Origin of the sequence: Halorubrum sp. T3 (genome assembly GCF_000296615.1) — an archaeon.
Lineage (GTDB): Archaea > Halobacteriota > Halobacteria > Halobacteriales > Haloferacaceae > Halorubrum > Halorubrum ruber.
Genome location: NZ_JH815329.1, coordinates 302,280 through 315,728, shown reverse-complemented (window position 1 = coordinate 315,728; position 13,449 = coordinate 302,280). Strand labels below are relative to the sequence as shown.

The window sequence follows — 13,449 nt, the reverse complement described above, 5'->3', positions numbered from 1 at the left end:
GGCAGCCGTGAGGCGGGCGCAGGCGAAGTAAGTACCGCAGGGAGCGAACGGGGTGAGCGACCGAGGAACGCAGCGAGCGTGCGCCCGCCTCACGGCTGGGGCTTTGGAGGTGTTCGCCGCCGATCTGCTGTCAGCTATTTATAAGCGAGCGACTGGAGCTTTGGAGCTATTCGCCGCCGATCTGCTATTAGCTATTTATAAGCGGCCGATGACATCTTAAAAGAACCCGACTACCCGAACCAAGCCTCGTTAAAACAATCCAGGACTCGCGAGCAGTCCGGCGGTGACGATGAGTCCGACGGAGACCGCCGAAGCACCGTAGAGGAACGGCTTCGCGTCGCGGGCGGGCTCGCGGAGCTTGCCCGCGTCGAGGCCGTCAGCCAGCTTCGAGCCGCCGACCTCGACGAGCCCGGTGCCGACGAACCACAGCCCCAGCATCGTCAACACGAGGTGGCCGCGGGGCGTCCCCGTCAGCCCCTCGAACGTGTACAGCGTCCCGGCCATGTGGCCGCCGGTGGCGACGAACGCGATCGCGCCGATCCGGGTGATCCAGCGCAGACGGCCGACGACCGAGCCGAGCGCGTCGCCGCCGATGTCGCCGCGGAGCGCGGGCGGAAGGATCGCGAGGGTGACGAACAGCACGCTGCCGACCCAGAGGACGGCGAAGCCGACGTGGACCGACCACATGACCGGATTGAGAACGTCCATACCATCGGAACGCGCCGGTCCCACTTATAAACCGGCGGGACGGATCGCCCGACCGTTGCGGCGGGACGGAGGCAACGGTTGGTTGCGGCGGAGAGGGTTTTTAAATATCTCGCACGTGTAGCCGCCGGCAATGGCTCTACTCCAGAAGCTCAAAGAGAAGCTCGGATTCGGGAGCGGTTCGGGCGAGCGCGAGTCCGGCGAGACGGAAGTGACGGTCGAGCGCGAATCGGAGCCGGCGGCCGACGCGTCCGGGACCGACGGCACCGAGGCGAGCGATCCGGTCGAGGCGACGGAAGCGGCGGCGGAAGCGGAGTCGGCGACTGAACCGGAATCTGCTGAAGAACCGGAATCTACTGAAGAACCGGAATCTACTGAAGAACCGGAATCTGCGGAGAGCGAGGCCGACGAGACCGACAAGACCGACGGGGAGGCGGTCGCCGCCGAGACGGAGGCCGCCGCCTCGACCGAGTCGCTCGTCGACGACGAGGGCGCCGATGCGGACGAGGCGGCCGAGCAGGCGGAGGCCGCGGCGGGCGAAGAGGACGCCGTCGCGGTCGACGACGACGACCGCGGCCCGAGCGTCGATGAGATCAAGGGCATCGGCCCGGCGTACGCCGAGCGCCTCGCGGAGATCGGCATCGAGACGGTCGACGACCTCGCCGGCGCGGACGCCGCCGCGGTGGCCGAGGGGACGAGCGTCGGCGAGAACCGCGCCGCGACGTGGATCGACCGCGCGAGCGAGTTCTGAGGGCGGGTCGGGCGACCGCAACTGTTTCGTCGCCTCCGCCGAACGGAGTCCCATGAGGCGAACGGTACACACCGACCGGGAGCGGTTCCGAGCGGTCGCGGCCGCGGCGCCGGACGGCGCGCGGGTCCCGGTCGAGCTGCGGGTCGACGTCGACGACCCCTTCGACGCCTACCGCCGGGCGCGCGACGGCCCCGGCGGCGTCTTCTACGAGACGACCGGCGGCCAGTCCGGCTGGGGGTACTTCGGCGTCGACCCGGTCGAGCGGCTGACCGTCTCCGGCGAGGCGGTCGTCGCGGGCGGTGCGGCCGATCCTGCTGACGAGAGTGACGACCCGCCGTCGACCGGCGACTACCGTCGCCCGTCACCCTCACTCTCGGCGCTGGAGGGCGTCCTCGACGGCGAGCGGCTGGCGCGCGGCGACTGCGACGTGCCGTACCCCTGCGGCGCGTTCGGCTGGCTCTCCTACGACGCCGCCCGCGAGCTGGAGGAGTTCCCGCCCGCAGCGCCCGACGGTCCGGGAGCGGTCGACGACCGCGGGCTCCCGCGGCTCCGGGCCGTCCTCTTCGACCGTGTCGCGGCGTGGGAGTGCCCGGTGGACGGCGACGACGCCGACGCGAACGACGACCCCGTCACGCTTCGAGTGACCGCCTGTCCCCGCGTCCCGGACGGATTCGACGACCCCGACGCTGACCACGCCGCGCTCGACGCCCTGTTCGACGAGGGGCGGACGCGGGCCGCCGACCTGATAGACCGGATCGAGGACGGCGACCCGGCCGCGGGACCGGCGCCGGACCCGACCGCCGAGAGCGCGACCTTCGAGAGCGACGTGGGCCGCGAGGGGTACGCCGACGCGGTCCGGCGGGTCAAGGAGTACATTCGCGAGGGCGACACGTTCCAGGCGAACGTCTCCCAGCGGCTCACCGCGCCGGCCGCGGTCCACCCGGTCGAGGCGTACGACGCGCTCCGGGCAGTGAACCCGGCGCCGTACTCCGGGCTGATCGAGTTCGGCGGCCAGCCGAGCGGCGTCGACCTCGTGAGCGCGAGCCCGGAGCTCCTCTTGGCGCGCGAGCCGACCGACGACCCCGACCGCGGCGCGCGCCTCGTCACGGAGCCGATAGCGGGGACACGACCGCGAGGGGACACGGACGCCGCCGACGCCGGACTGGAGACCGAGCTGACCGGCGACGAGAAGGAGCGCGCCGAACACGCGATGTTGGTCGACCTCGAACGCAACGACCTCGGGAAGGTGTCGCGGTTCGGCACGGTCGAGGTGAGCGAGTACCGCCGCGTCGACCGGTACAGCGAGGTGATGCACCTCGTGAGCCTGATCGAGGGGGAGGCCCGCCCTGACGCCGGGTTCGCGGACGCGGTCGCGGCCTGCTTCCCCGGCGGGACCATCACGGGCGCGCCGAAGCCACGGACGATGGAGATCATCGACGAGTTGGAGCCGACGCGCCGGGGGCCGTACACCGGGTCGATGTTCGCGGCCGGGTTCGACGGGCGCGCGACGCTGAACATCGTCATCCGGACGCTCGTGCGCCACGCGGCGGAGTACCACCTCCGGGTCGGCGCGGGGATCGTCCACGACTCCGACCCGGACGCCGAGTACGAGGAGACGCTCGCGAAGGCACGCGCCCTCGTCAGCGCGGTCGACGAGGCGCTCGCCGCCGGCGGGATGGCGGTCGAGGCCGAGGGTGACCCCGTGGAGGAGGCGGTGGAGCGATGACCGGGTCGGCGGCTGAGACGATGAAACGCGGCTGGCGCCCCGGCACGGGCGACTCGGACGCCCGGGTCCTCGTCGTCGACAACTACGACTCGTTCGCGTACAACCTCGTCCAGTACGTTGGCGAGGTCGCCGGCGCGGTGACGGTCCGGCGGAACGACGCGGTCGACCTCGCGGGGATCCGCGCGCTCGATCCCGACGGCGTCGTCGTCTCGCCAGGGCCGGGGACGCCGGCCGACGCGGGGATTTCGACCGCGGTCTTCGAACTCGACCGGCCCGTGTTCGGCGTCTGCCTCGGCCATCAGGCGCTTTGCGCCAGCCGCGGGAGCCGCGTCGGCCACGCGCCGGAGGTCGTCCACGGGAAGCCCTCGACGATCACCCACGACGGCGAGGGGGTCTTCGACGGCCTCCCCGACCGCCTGCGCGTCGGCCGGTACCACTCGCTGTGCGTCGAGCGCGAGGACCTCCCGGACGAACTGGTCGAGACTGCGCGCACCGACGAGGAGCGCGAGGTCGTGATGGGCGTGCGCCACCGCGAGAAGCCGCACGTCGGCGTCCAGTTCCACCCGGAGAGCATCCTCACGCCCCGCGGGAAGCGACTGGTCCGGAACTTCGTGGAGGTGTGCGAAGCGCATGAGTGACGACCCGCTGCGGTACCACGTCGACGGCGAGCTCGTCCCCGCCGCGGAGGCGACCGTCTCGGTGGAGGACCGCGGGTTCGCCTACGGCGACGCCGCCTTCGAGACGATGCGCGCGTACGGCGGCGACGTCTTCCGGTGGGAGGCGCACGCCGACCGGCTCGCCGATACCTGCGAGACGCTCGGGCTCGACCACGGGATCGCCGACGCGGAGCTAAAGCGGCGGGTCGACGAGACGCTGGCCGCGAACGACCTCGCGGACGCGTACGTCAAGCTCTCGATCTCCCGGGGGGTCCAGCCCGGCACGCTCGACCCGCAGCCCGAGGTCGATCCCACCGTCGTCGTCATCGCGAAGCCGCTCCCGCGCGGCGGCGTCGGGAGCGATCCGGCCCACGACGGCCCGGCCGCGCTCCAGACGACGAAGACGCGCAAGCCCGCGGACCGCGCGCTCCCGGCCGCGGCGAAGACCCACAACTACCTCAACGGAATCGTAGCCCGCCTCGAACTCCGCGTCACCGACGCCGACGAGGCGCTGATGCTCGACCCCGACGGAAACGTCGCCGAGGGCGCGACCTCGAACCTCTTCTTCGTCGACGGGACCGCCCTCAAGACTCCGTCGCTCGACGGCCCGATCCTCCCCGGAGTCACCAGAGCGACCGTGATCGACATCGCGGAGTCGGAGGGGATCCCGGTCGAGGAGGGGACGTACGCGCCGGACGCCGTCCGCGAGGCCGACGAGGCCTTCCTCACGAACTCGACGTGGGAGATTCGACCCGTGGAGACCGTCGACGGCATCGCGGCCGACGGCGACGGCGAGGGGGTCGCCGGGCCGCTCACGACGCTCCTCTCGCGGCTGTTCGACCGGCGGATCGAAGAGGGGTACTACGACGGCGGGCGGCTGTAGTCGGGGGAAGCGGGTCGCCGAAGCGGCCCCTCGGATCACCGCCGGACGGATCCAGCGGGCGGCCGCCGAACCGGTCCGCGAGTCACGCTCGACCACACCGTTATCCCGCCGGGAGCCGTAGACGGGGGATGGCAGACGACAAGGACGGACGAGAGAAACAGGCCGCAGACGAGGACCGCCGACAGCGCGAGCGCGACGTCGAGTCCGAGCTGGAGCGCGGCGACGAGGCCGAGCCCCCGATCGACTCCGACGAGGTCGACGAGTTCGAGGCGGCGCTCGAACCGCTGACGTTCCCGGCGACGGGCCGCGAGATCGTCGCCGCGGTCGGCGACCGCGAACTGGCGTCGCCCGCTCGCGTGTACACCGTCGCCGACCTGCTCCCCGACGCCGATCTCGAGGCGTTCGACACGCCCGCGACCGTCCGGGAACGCGTCCGTCGCCCAGCGGTCGCGGCCGCGATGAAACGGGTCGTCGAGGCGGCCGCGACGCTCGAGAACGAGGAGTTCGGCCGGTCGCAACACGAGGCGTTCGAGCGGACGTTCCGGGCGCTGAGCGACATCGACGAACTCGACGACGAGGAGGGCGTCCGGGCGATCGCCGACTGGGTCGTTGACCGGATCGCGGAGAAGGAGACGGTCCCCGGGTCGCGGGACGTGCGCCGACAGGCCGCGAAGTACTGTCGCAAGCACGGCTACGAGGTCCGCGACGACGAGTGGCTCGGCGTCTGAGTCGGGTCACAGAGGGAGTCGCGTTCGAGCGACGGAGAATCGGGAATCCCGCGACCGACGCGGGAACGCACAACGTTCAAGCCGGTCGCCGGCCTCGCTCGGACATGGACGAGCACCGCCGGATCGCCGGCGTCGAGGAGGTTCCCGAGGAGAGCACGCTGCTCGCGACGCTCCGACCGACCGACCCGGACGCCGTCGACGAGGGCGAGGGCGACCTCGGGGAGAGCGAGGACGGGGCTCCGGAGGTCGAGGCGATCCTCACGCGGGCCGCCGGCGAGGTGCGCGCGTTCCGGAACTACTGTCAACACTGGACCGACGTCCGCCTCGACAAGGACGACGGCGCGTTCGTGCGGGAGGGCGAGGTGTTCTGTCAGACGCACGGCGCGACGTTCGAGGCCGACGGCGGTTACTGTAACTTCGGCCCCTGCGAGGGCGCCGTCCTCGAATCGGTCGACGTGACGGTGGCCGACGACGCGGTGTACCTCGACGACGACGCCTACGAGTTCGTCCGGCTCGGCCCCTCCGACGGGAAGGGCGACGGAAGCGGGTCGCGGATCGACTTCACCGGGAACTGATCGACGCGAGCGCGAGCGGGACAACGGCGCGTCCGGTCAGAACCGCGTGCGACCGCCACCCCCGCTCGCGTCGTCGCGGCCGAGCGCCTTCTTCAAGAAGTTCATCCAGCGCTTCTGATCCGCGGCCTCCTGCCGCTGCTCCTCGGTCTCCGGGTCGGGCGCGTCGAGCCCCTCTAACGCCTCCAGCGCGCGGTCGATGCCGATGATCGACGCCGCCAGCTCCTCGCCTTCCTCGTAGCTCACCTCGTTCTCCTCGATGGGTTCGAGCCGGTCGAGCCGCTCGCGCCGCAGGTTCCGCTTCGCGCGGTCGACCCGGTCGCGCTCGCCGGGCGGGACCGAGTCGCGGCGCTTGATCTCGAAGACGAACGACCGCAGGTCGATCGCCTCGCCCTGGATCTCGATCGACTCCGGGATGTCGACGCCGATCGTCGAGGACTCCCGCTCGACCCGTTCCAAGAGCTGTTTTCGCTCGAACTCCTTCACGCCGAGCCGGTAGGCGGCGGTCGTACTTCGCTCCTTCGCCCCCGGGCGAGGTGAGGTGGCTCCGATCGGGGGTACCGACCGTCAACAGGCCGCGAAATCGACACCAGATACGGTTATGCCCTCGCGGCGCCTCCGGGCAGATCGAATGCGTCTCAGGGGAGTTATCACGTGGGAGGTAGCCGCGGTGCTGTCGCTGATCGCGGTCGCCGTCCTCGGGCTGGCGCTGCTGCTCCCGCGAGAGCTTCTCACGCTCGTCCTCGCCGTCGGCGCGATGGCGGTCGTGTACTTCAGCGGCGCGGTCTACCTGCTCGGCCGTCCGGCGTGGATCCCGGCCCGGTTCGACCGGCTTCCGGTGGCGCTGGGCGTCGGCTTCCCCCTCGTCGTCGTCGGCGTCGTCGGTTACTACTACAGGGCGCTCCTGACTCCCGTGGCGGTGGTGTTCGCGCTCGGCCTGCTGTTCGTCTTCCTCTACTACTGGCTGGTGGTGCCGCTCGCGCTGTTCCAGAAGATACGACACGCGAGCGAGACGCCGACACCCGACGAATGGCCGCCCCTGACGGTGCTCGTCCCCGCGTACAACGAGCAGCACTACGTCGGGGACTGCGTCCGGTCGGTCCAAGAGTCGGACTATCCCGGCGCGCTGTCGGTTGTCGTCGTCGACGACGGCAGCACCGACGGCACGTTCGCGGAGGCGGCGTCGGCCGCGGACGATCGGACCCGAGTGGTCCACACCGGCAACGGCGGAAAACACGCCGCATTGAACCTCGGTCTCAGTTACGTCGAGACGGAGCTCGTCGTCTCCGTCGACGCCGACTCCACGATCCACCCCGAGGCGCTCACCGAACTGGCCCGCGACTTCGAGCGCCACGAGGCAGTCGGCGCGATCGCCGGCAACGTCAAGGTCGTCAACCGCGGGTCGCTGGTGACCGATCTCCAAGCGCTTGAGTACGTCGTCGGTATCAACACGTTCCGGCGGGCGTTCGACCTGTTCGGGGCCGTGACCGTCGTTCCCGGCTCCCTCGGCGCGTTCCGGCGAGACGTCCTCGAAGCGGTCCAGGGCTACAGCGCCGACACCGTGACCGAGGACTTCGATCTCACGATCGCGATCCTCAAGCAGGGGTACGCGATCCACGCCAGCGAGGCGACCGTGTACACCGAGGCTCCGGACACCTGGCGCGACCTCTACGCGCAGCGTCGGCGCTGGTTCCAAGGGAACCTCCAGACGGTCGTCAAACACCGCGACGTGTTCGCCGACAGCCGGTACGGTCTCCTTCACAGAGTCGCGTTTCCCTACGTGTTCCTGTCGATGTCCGCGCTGCCGCTCCTCGGCGTCCTCGTCTTGGCGCTGATTGTGGCCTCGCTATTCGTCGGCGGCACCGGGGTGCTCCTCCAGCTGGCGGGGTTTTTCGTCCTCCTCCAGATCCTGCTGTCCGCGCTCGCGGTGCTGATCGAAGGCGAGGATCTCCGGCTCGTCCTGCTCGCGCCCCTCTCGCTTTTCGGATACAAGCAGTTCCAAGACGCCGTGCTGCTTCGGAGCCTCGGCGCGCTCCGGCCCGGGCGCCAGAACGAATGGCTGAAGCCGACCCGCGTCAAGCAGCGAGCGACCGAGGGGCCGGCGGGCGCGGCCGAGGCGGCCGTCTCCGAAGCGGACAAATACGGGGACGAGGTCACCGCCGACGCCGGTCGCGAGGAACGGTGTTAACACGGTCGACCGCGTTCGATCGACTATGAAGTCGCTCGAAGCCGAACTCGCCGCCGCCCGCGACCTCGACGTCGCGGACCTCGCGGACGCCATCGAGTCCATCGGGTTCGAGTGCACGCGCTGTGGCGGCTGCTGTACCGGCTACGCGCCCGACGAGCCGGGCGGCGCGCCGGCGGGAGCGGGGAAAGACGAGGACGCGGTCGAGGCGGACAGCTGCCACGACGGCGACGACGCCGACCGCGAGCCCCACACCGCGACCGTCTTCCCGGACGAGGTCCGGCGCGTCGCCGACGCTGCCGAGGACGAGTTCGGCGAGGCGTACGACTGGCGCGACGTGGCGCGGCCGATGCCGTTCGGGCTCGACGCCGACGCGGACGGCGACCCGGTCGGCGAGACGTTCGAGTGGGCGCTCGCGACCGACGACTGCGGCGACTGCACCTTCTACCAGGAGTCCGACGGGCAGGGCGCCTGTACGGTCCACGACGCGCGCCCGCTCATCTGCCGGACCTACCCGTTCAGCGTCGCCTTGGAGGGGACGAGCCAGCCGATGGGCGAAGCGGTCGACGAGGCGGGCGTCGTCCGGGCGCACGAGTGCGAGGGGCTCGGCCGCGACATCTCCCGCGAGGACGCCGAGGAGCTGGCCGGCGCGCTGAAGGAGCGCGCGGTGCGCGAGCTGGAGGAGGCGATCGGCGTCCGCGACGGCTACGACCCCGGCGCGCGCGAGCGGGCCGACGGCGACGTCGTCGTCTTCGACTCCGAGGGGCCGAAGGAGGCCGACGGGACCCCCGTCCGCAGCGAGTAGCGGTCGGATACCGGATTTCGTCGCTCTCAGACCACGTCCAGCGCCGCGTCCACGTCGGCGCGGATCGCCTTGCGAGCGTCCTCGTCCGGGAGCGTGAGCGGCGGGCGCACGGCCGGGTTCGGGATGAAGCCGCGGTGGGCGGCCGCGACCTTCGTCGCGGGCGCGAAGCCGTGGTCGCCGCAGCGGGCGAACAGCGGCCTGACCGCGCGGCGGTGAAGCGTCAGCGCGCGCTCGTCGTCGCCGTCGCGGATCGCCTCGCCGAGCGCGACGAAGACCTCCGGGATCACCTGCGAGAGGGCGTGGATCCCGCCGTCGACGCCGAGGCTCGCGCTCGGGTACAGCAGCGCGTCGACGCCCTGGAAGACGGTGAACTCGTCCGGGGTCCGGTCGACAGCGGTGTCGACCGCCGAGACGTCGCTGCTCGTGTCTTTCAGCCCGACGATCGACTCGTGCTCGGCGGCGGCCGCGAGCACGTCGGGGTCGATCGGCTCGCCGACCGTCGACGGGATGTCGTAGAGGTAGATCGGAAGCGGCGCGTCGTCGGCGACCGCGTCGAGGAAGTCGCGCTGTCCCGCCGGCGCCGTCGAGTTGTGGTAGTACGGGAGCGTGACCAGCGCCGCGTCCGCGCCGGCCGCGTCGACGGCGTCGAGGCGCTCGCGGACCCCCGCGACCGAGGTGTCCGCCGCGCCTGCGATCACCGGCACGCGCTCGTCGGCCGCGTCGACGACGGTCTCGACCACGGTCCGCCGCTCCGCGTCGGTGAGGCTGGCGAACTCGCCCGTGGTCCCGCACGGGACCACTCCGTCGAGCCCGGCGTCGACGAGCGCGTCGACGTGATCCGCGAGCGTGTCGGTGTCGACGTCGCCGTCGGCGTCGAACGGGGTGACGATCGGTGGTGAAACGGCGCCGTGTCGGAACTCCGGAGCTGTCATGGGGGCCGATTCGACCGGGCGTGACAAAGACCTTGGTCCCGTGGCGAGGTGTTCCGGGGGCGATTGGTTCCGTGGACGGGACGTTCCGGAGCCGGCGAGGATCCGGGAACGGCGGGGACCCGGGGACGGTGGGGATCCGACGACCGATCGGGACTCTGTTCGGCGCGACGCCTGACTGTGTCGGCGGTACAACTATACTGGCCCGCGCCCAGCATCCGGTGGAGTCTACTATGGAAATCTCCGAGAAGCTCCTCTGTCTGTTCAGCGCGGAAGTTCGCGAGACCGACGACGGCGAGTACGTCGTCGACGTGCCGAACCGCGAGATCGACGCCGGATCGCTGGAGCCGGGCGAGACGTACCGCGTCGCGCTCGTCGCCCGCGACGGCTCCGCGGAGGGGACGGCCGACGCCGACGCCTCTCCCTCGCGGAACGACGACGGGCCGCAGCCGCCGGTCGAACCCGGCGAGATGCGGTACGTCGAGATCGAGGACCTCGGCAAGCAGGGCGACGGGATCGCCCGCGTCGAGCGCGGGTACGTGATCATCGTCCCCGACACCGAGGTGGGCGAACGGGTGAAGATCGAAGTGACCGAAGTGAAGTCCAACTTCGCCGTCGGCGAAGTCGTCGAAGAAGCGGGCTGAGCGGCGGCGAGGCGGCTACTCTTCCTCCGGCACCCGGGCGTCCCAGTACGACACCGAGGCGACGTAGTCGCCGGGAACCGTGTCGCCCGCGAACTCGTCGAGGGCCCGGAACGGCTTCGCGACGGCGCCCGGGAGCTCGCGGTAGAAGCCGTACGGCAGCACGAAGTCGTGCTCCTCGTTCGCGAGGGTGAGCCCCGCCTCGCCGAGCATGGCGGCGACCTGCCGCTCCGAGTAGAGCCGCGAGCCCATCGGGAGCAGCCAGGTGTACAGCGTCCGCAGGCTGCGGCCGTTGAACGTGTCGAAGAACACCTGATCGCGGCTGACCCGGCGGAGCTCCTTCGCGAACGGGACCGGGTCGTCCATCAGGTGGAAGAAGCGCATCGCGACGACCGTGTCGAAGTGGTCGTCCGGGAACGGGAGCCGCGAGGCGTCGCCGCGGAGGAACTCGACCGCGTCGGCGTGACCGGCGGCCGCGACCTTCTCGCGGGCCTGTTCGAGCATCTCGCGGGAGACGTCGAGCCCGACGACGTCCGCCCCTTGGTCGGCGAGCATCGTCGTGAACCGCCCGGTGCCGCAGGCGACCTCCAGCACGCGGTGGCCCGGGTCGATCGGGCCGAGTGCGGCGAGGACGGCCTCCTTCTCCCGGCGGTCGATGAGCTGTCCGCCGCCGGAGAAGCGGACGTCGTCGTACTCCTCGGCGACCTCGTCGGCCTGGTACCAATCCTGTCCCTTCACGTTGTCCGTGATGGAGCCCGGACCGACAAAACCGTACTGGATGCGGTCCGGCGGCGGCCCCTGTGCGGTCGGTCGGACGCGGTCCGGTGGGGACTCCGTGGGGAGCCCGCAGTCACCCGCTCGTGGCGACGTTCTCGGCCGGAATCTTGACGATCACACGTGCGCCCTCTTCCTCGTCATGGTGGGGGTACTCGTCGACGCCGAAGTAGCGGCGGGCGAGCTCGTCGATGTGTTCGCGCGCGCCCTCCTCCGTCAGCTCTGCCTCGCCGCGGACGGAGACGTACCGGTACGGGTCGTCGGGGTCGAGCACGCTGACGCCGACCTTCGGGTTGTGTCGGACGTTCCGCTCCTTGCGTCGCCCGCGGGCGGTGTTCACGAGGACGTACTCGCGGTCCTCGTGGTCGACCCACACCGGCGTGACGTGGGGGAGTCCATCCGGTCCGACGGTGGCGAAGTGCGCGTACGACTCGGCTTCGAGGATGTCGATGTGGGACTCGGGTATCACGCGACGTGATAGGGCCCCGCGTCGGAAAACCTACCTCATAGATCGTCTATGATAGGCGGACGAAAAGTGATATTAACACATTATATTATCACAGGCAGATTCCCCTATATGTAGCCAACCTTTACCAGTACTCACGGGATTCGTGTGAGACATGAGTACCAGTCCCGCGGAGACCGCTGACCAGGACCGCCTGTCGGAGTCCGAGTACCGCGACCGCCTGCGCGAGCTGCCCCCGAGCGCGAAGCTCGTCGCGAAGGTGCTGGAGGGGGACGCCCCCCTCTCGCAGGGCGGCCTCGCTGAGGAGTCGCTGCTCCCCGACCGCACCGTCCGCTACGCGCTCAACCGCCTCGAGGAGGAGGGCCTCGTCGACTCGCGGTACAGCTTCAAGGACGCGCGCAAGCAGGTGTACTACCTGACGACCTGAACGGCTCTCGCACCGTAGCTCATCGTCTCCCGCACCGTTCTCGACGACCGCGCCGGCTCGGCGCCGGTTCGGCCGCACCGACCGCACACGCAGTCCTTTTTACCTCCTCGCCACGATAGCGGCTCGTATGGACCTCTCGGTCGTCGTCCCGACGCTCAACGGTCGGGACCGGTTGGCCGCCTGCCTCGACGCGCTGGCGGCCGAGGCCACCGACGCCGAGGTGATCGTCGTCAACGGTCCCTCGGCCGACGGCACGACCGGCATGGTTCGCGACCGCGACGACGTCGACGTGTTAGTCGAGATATCCGACCGCACCGTCAACGTCGCCCGCAACGCCGGCATCGAGGTGGCGACGGGCGACGCGGTCGCGCTGGTCGACTACGACAACCGGATCGAGCCGGGGTGGCGCGACGCGGTCGCCGACGGCCTCGACGCGGCCCCCGTGGTCTCGGGACCGGTGACGCCGATCCCGCCGAGCGGGGCGGACGCGGGAGCTGACCGCCCGGACGACGCGCCGGCCGACGACCCGAGCGAGCCGGAGCGCAACCGAATCGCGGGTCGAGACGTCACCTACTTCGAGAGCGGGAACGTCGCGTTCCGGCGGGACGCCCTCCGGGACCTCGACGGCTTCGACGAGTACCTCCGGGTCGGCGGCGCGCGCGACGCGGCCCACCGGCTCGCGCGTATGGACCGCGAGGTGGCGTGGCGGCCGGCGATGGCCGCGCGGAAGGAGCTCCCGACCCCGACCGCCGCGGACGGCGGGCGGAGCGCCCACGAGTGGGGCTGGAAGTACCGCGGGCTCGCCTACCGCCTACTGAAGAACTACGGCGTGCGGCCGACCGCCCTCCTCCGGACGGGGTCGCACGCGATCGGCGACGCGCTCGGCGCGGCAAAAGACGTGATCCGCGGCGAGTCGACTCCCTCACGGTGGGCCGCGACGGGCCGCGACGTGCTGGTCGGGCTCACCGGCGGGAGCTCCGACGGCCTCGTCGCGCGGCGCCGGGACCGGAGTCCCGCGCGGAACCCGAACGGCATCTCGACGCGCGCGGACCGCGCCGTCGCGAAGTACGACCGGCGGGCGGAGACGGACGGCGACGGCGGGAGCGGGGCGGACCGCGGCGACCGCGCCGCGGCCGAGGACGGAGCCACCGAGGCCGACGGCGACGACGCCAAGTGAGCCCCGGGCCTTTTAACCGGAACC

17 protein-coding genes are annotated in these 13,449 nt (G+C 71.0%); 12 read left to right on the top strand and 5 right to left on the bottom strand.

Translation table 11 applies throughout. The features are described from left to right. Nucleotides 1-52: 52 nt before the first annotated feature. Nucleotides 53-220 carry a hypothetical protein gene (locus B378_RS17000; protein ID WP_192812431.1) on the top strand — a complete coding sequence of 56 codons (168 nt, stop codon included), beginning with the start codon at nt 53-55 and terminating at the stop codon, nt 218-220. A 29-nt stretch (nt 221-249) separates the two neighbouring features. On the opposite strand, the gene B378_RS0103750 is transcribed toward B378_RS17000, so the two are convergent. Continuing rightward, complete coding sequence (locus B378_RS0103750) at nt 250-708, bottom strand: hypothetical protein (protein WP_017342486.1); 459 nt, start codon at nt 706-708, stop codon at nt 250-252. A 130-nt stretch (nt 709-838) separates the two neighbouring features. Between B378_RS0103750 and B378_RS0103745 the strand changes: the two genes are divergently transcribed. From B378_RS0103745 to B378_RS0103720, 6 genes are all read left to right on the top strand, one after another. Then, nucleotides 839-1,456: a helix-hairpin-helix domain-containing protein gene (locus B378_RS0103745; RefSeq protein ID WP_017342485.1), complete on the top strand. Its 618-nt coding sequence runs from the start codon at nt 839-841 to the stop codon at nt 1,454-1,456. 52 nt (nt 1,457-1,508) lie between these two features. Then, nucleotides 1,509-3,182 (top strand): anthranilate synthase component I family protein, encoded by a 1,674-nt coding sequence (locus B378_RS0103740; RefSeq protein WP_017342484.1) that lies wholly within the window; start codon nt 1,509-1,511, stop codon nt 3,180-3,182. After that, the gene (locus tag B378_RS0103735; RefSeq protein ID WP_017342483.1) at nt 3,179-3,820 is read left to right on the top strand and encodes an aminodeoxychorismate/anthranilate synthase component II; all 642 of its coding nucleotides are present in this window, start codon (nt 3,179-3,181) and stop codon (nt 3,818-3,820) included. Before B378_RS0103740 ends, B378_RS0103735 begins: the two co-directional genes overlap by 4 nt. Continuing rightward, nucleotides 3,813-4,721 carry an aminotransferase class IV gene (locus B378_RS0103730; RefSeq protein ID WP_017342482.1) on the top strand — a complete coding sequence of 303 codons (909 nt, stop codon included), beginning with the start codon at nt 3,813-3,815 and terminating at the stop codon, nt 4,719-4,721. Before B378_RS0103735 ends, B378_RS0103730 begins: the two co-directional genes overlap by 8 nt. A 128-nt stretch (nt 4,722-4,849) precedes the next feature. Then, nucleotides 4,850-5,449 carry a hypothetical protein gene (locus tag B378_RS0103725; protein ID WP_017342481.1) on the top strand — a complete coding sequence of 200 codons (600 nt, stop codon included), beginning with the start codon at nt 4,850-4,852 and terminating at the stop codon, nt 5,447-5,449. A gap of 104 nt (nt 5,450-5,553) precedes the next feature. Then, nucleotides 5,554-6,024, top strand: a complete 471-nt coding sequence (locus B378_RS0103720) for a Rieske 2Fe-2S domain-containing protein (protein ID WP_017342480.1) — start codon at nt 5,554-5,556, stop codon at nt 6,022-6,024. A 36-nt stretch (nt 6,025-6,060) separates the two neighbouring features. On the opposite strand, the gene B378_RS0103715 is transcribed toward B378_RS0103720, so the two are convergent. After that, complete coding sequence (locus B378_RS0103715; protein ID WP_017342479.1) at nt 6,061-6,507, bottom strand: DUF5788 family protein; 447 nt, start codon at nt 6,505-6,507, stop codon at nt 6,061-6,063. A gap of 145 nt (nt 6,508-6,652) precedes the next feature. On the opposite strand from B378_RS0103715, the gene B378_RS15780 reads away from it, so the two are divergent. Both B378_RS15780 and B378_RS0103705 read left to right on the top strand, forming a co-directional pair. Continuing rightward, entirely contained in the window at nt 6,653-8,209 is a 1,557-nt protein-coding gene (locus tag B378_RS15780; protein ID WP_192812430.1) for a glycosyltransferase family 2 protein, read from the top strand. 25 nt (nt 8,210-8,234) lie between these two features. Beyond that, entirely contained in the window at nt 8,235-9,011 is a 777-nt protein-coding gene (locus B378_RS0103705; protein ID WP_017342477.1) for a YkgJ family cysteine cluster protein, read from the top strand. A 26-nt stretch (nt 9,012-9,037) separates the two neighbouring features. Here B378_RS0103705 and B378_RS0103700 read toward each other — a convergent pair whose 3' ends face one another. After that, nucleotides 9,038-9,943, bottom strand: coding sequence for a dihydrodipicolinate synthase family protein (locus B378_RS0103700; RefSeq protein WP_017342476.1), 906 nt, complete (start codon nt 9,941-9,943; stop codon nt 9,038-9,040). 230 nt (nt 9,944-10,173) lie between these two features. Between B378_RS0103700 and B378_RS0103695 the strand changes: the two genes are divergently transcribed. Then, nucleotides 10,174-10,584 carry a TRAM domain-containing protein gene (locus tag B378_RS0103695; protein ID WP_017342475.1) on the top strand — a complete coding sequence of 137 codons (411 nt, stop codon included), beginning with the start codon at nt 10,174-10,176 and terminating at the stop codon, nt 10,582-10,584. A gap of 15 nt (nt 10,585-10,599) precedes the next feature. On the opposite strand, the gene B378_RS0103690 is transcribed toward B378_RS0103695, so the two are convergent. Together B378_RS0103690 and B378_RS0103685 are read right to left on the bottom strand one after the other, a co-directional pair. After that, nucleotides 10,600-11,319, bottom strand: a complete 720-nt coding sequence (locus B378_RS0103690; RefSeq protein ID WP_017342474.1) for a class I SAM-dependent methyltransferase — start codon at nt 11,317-11,319, stop codon at nt 10,600-10,602. Between the two features lie 112 nt (nt 11,320-11,431). Next, nucleotides 11,432-11,824, bottom strand: coding sequence for a PPOX class F420-dependent oxidoreductase (locus tag B378_RS0103685; RefSeq protein WP_017342473.1), 393 nt, complete (start codon nt 11,822-11,824; stop codon nt 11,432-11,434). Between the two features lie 151 nt (nt 11,825-11,975). Here B378_RS0103685 and B378_RS0103680 point away from each other — a divergent pair, with 151 nt between their 5' ends. Together B378_RS0103680 and B378_RS0103675 are read left to right on the top strand one after the other, a co-directional pair. Next, nucleotides 11,976-12,248, top strand: coding sequence for a helix-turn-helix domain-containing protein (locus tag B378_RS0103680; RefSeq protein ID WP_017342472.1), 273 nt, complete (start codon nt 11,976-11,978; stop codon nt 12,246-12,248). A 127-nt stretch (nt 12,249-12,375) separates the two neighbouring features. Continuing rightward, on the top strand, nt 12,376-13,425 hold the full coding sequence (locus B378_RS0103675) for a glycosyltransferase (RefSeq protein WP_017342471.1): 1,050 nt from the start codon (nt 12,376-12,378) through the stop codon (nt 13,423-13,425). The last annotated feature ends 24 nt before the right edge of the window (nt 13,426-13,449 follow it).

Excerpts from the sequence above, each read along its gene's own strand:
- B378_RS0103750 (WP_017342486.1), bottom strand. The coding sequence starts at position 708 with ATGGACGTTCTCAATCCGGTCATGTGGTCGGTCCACGTCGGCTTCGCC.
- B378_RS0103745 (WP_017342485.1), top strand. The coding sequence starts at position 839 with ATGGCTCTACTCCAGAAGCTCAAAGAGAAGCTCGGATTCGGGAGCGGT.
- B378_RS0103740 (WP_017342484.1), top strand. The coding sequence starts at position 1,509 with ATGAGGCGAACGGTACACACCGACCGGGAGCGGTTCCGAGCGGTCGCG.
- B378_RS0103735 (WP_017342483.1), top strand. The coding sequence starts at position 3,179 with ATGACCGGGTCGGCGGCTGAGACGATGAAACGCGGCTGGCGCCCCGGC.
- B378_RS0103730 (WP_017342482.1), top strand. The coding sequence starts at position 3,813 with ATGAGTGACGACCCGCTGCGGTACCACGTCGACGGCGAGCTCGTCCCC.
- B378_RS0103725 (WP_017342481.1), top strand. The coding sequence starts at position 4,850 with ATGGCAGACGACAAGGACGGACGAGAGAAACAGGCCGCAGACGAGGAC.
- B378_RS0103720 (WP_017342480.1), top strand. The coding sequence starts at position 5,554 with ATGGACGAGCACCGCCGGATCGCCGGCGTCGAGGAGGTTCCCGAGGAG.
- B378_RS15780 (WP_192812430.1), top strand. The coding sequence starts at position 6,653 with ATGCGTCTCAGGGGAGTTATCACGTGGGAGGTAGCCGCGGTGCTGTCG.
- B378_RS0103705 (WP_017342477.1), top strand. The coding sequence starts at position 8,235 with ATGAAGTCGCTCGAAGCCGAACTCGCCGCCGCCCGCGACCTCGACGTC.
- B378_RS0103700 (WP_017342476.1), bottom strand. The coding sequence starts at position 9,943 with ATGACAGCTCCGGAGTTCCGACACGGCGCCGTTTCACCACCGATCGTC.
- B378_RS0103695 (WP_017342475.1), top strand. The coding sequence starts at position 10,174 with ATGGAAATCTCCGAGAAGCTCCTCTGTCTGTTCAGCGCGGAAGTTCGC.
- B378_RS0103680 (WP_017342472.1), top strand. The coding sequence starts at position 11,976 with ATGAGTACCAGTCCCGCGGAGACCGCTGACCAGGACCGCCTGTCGGAG.
- B378_RS0103675 (WP_017342471.1), top strand. The coding sequence starts at position 12,376 with ATGGACCTCTCGGTCGTCGTCCCGACGCTCAACGGTCGGGACCGGTTG.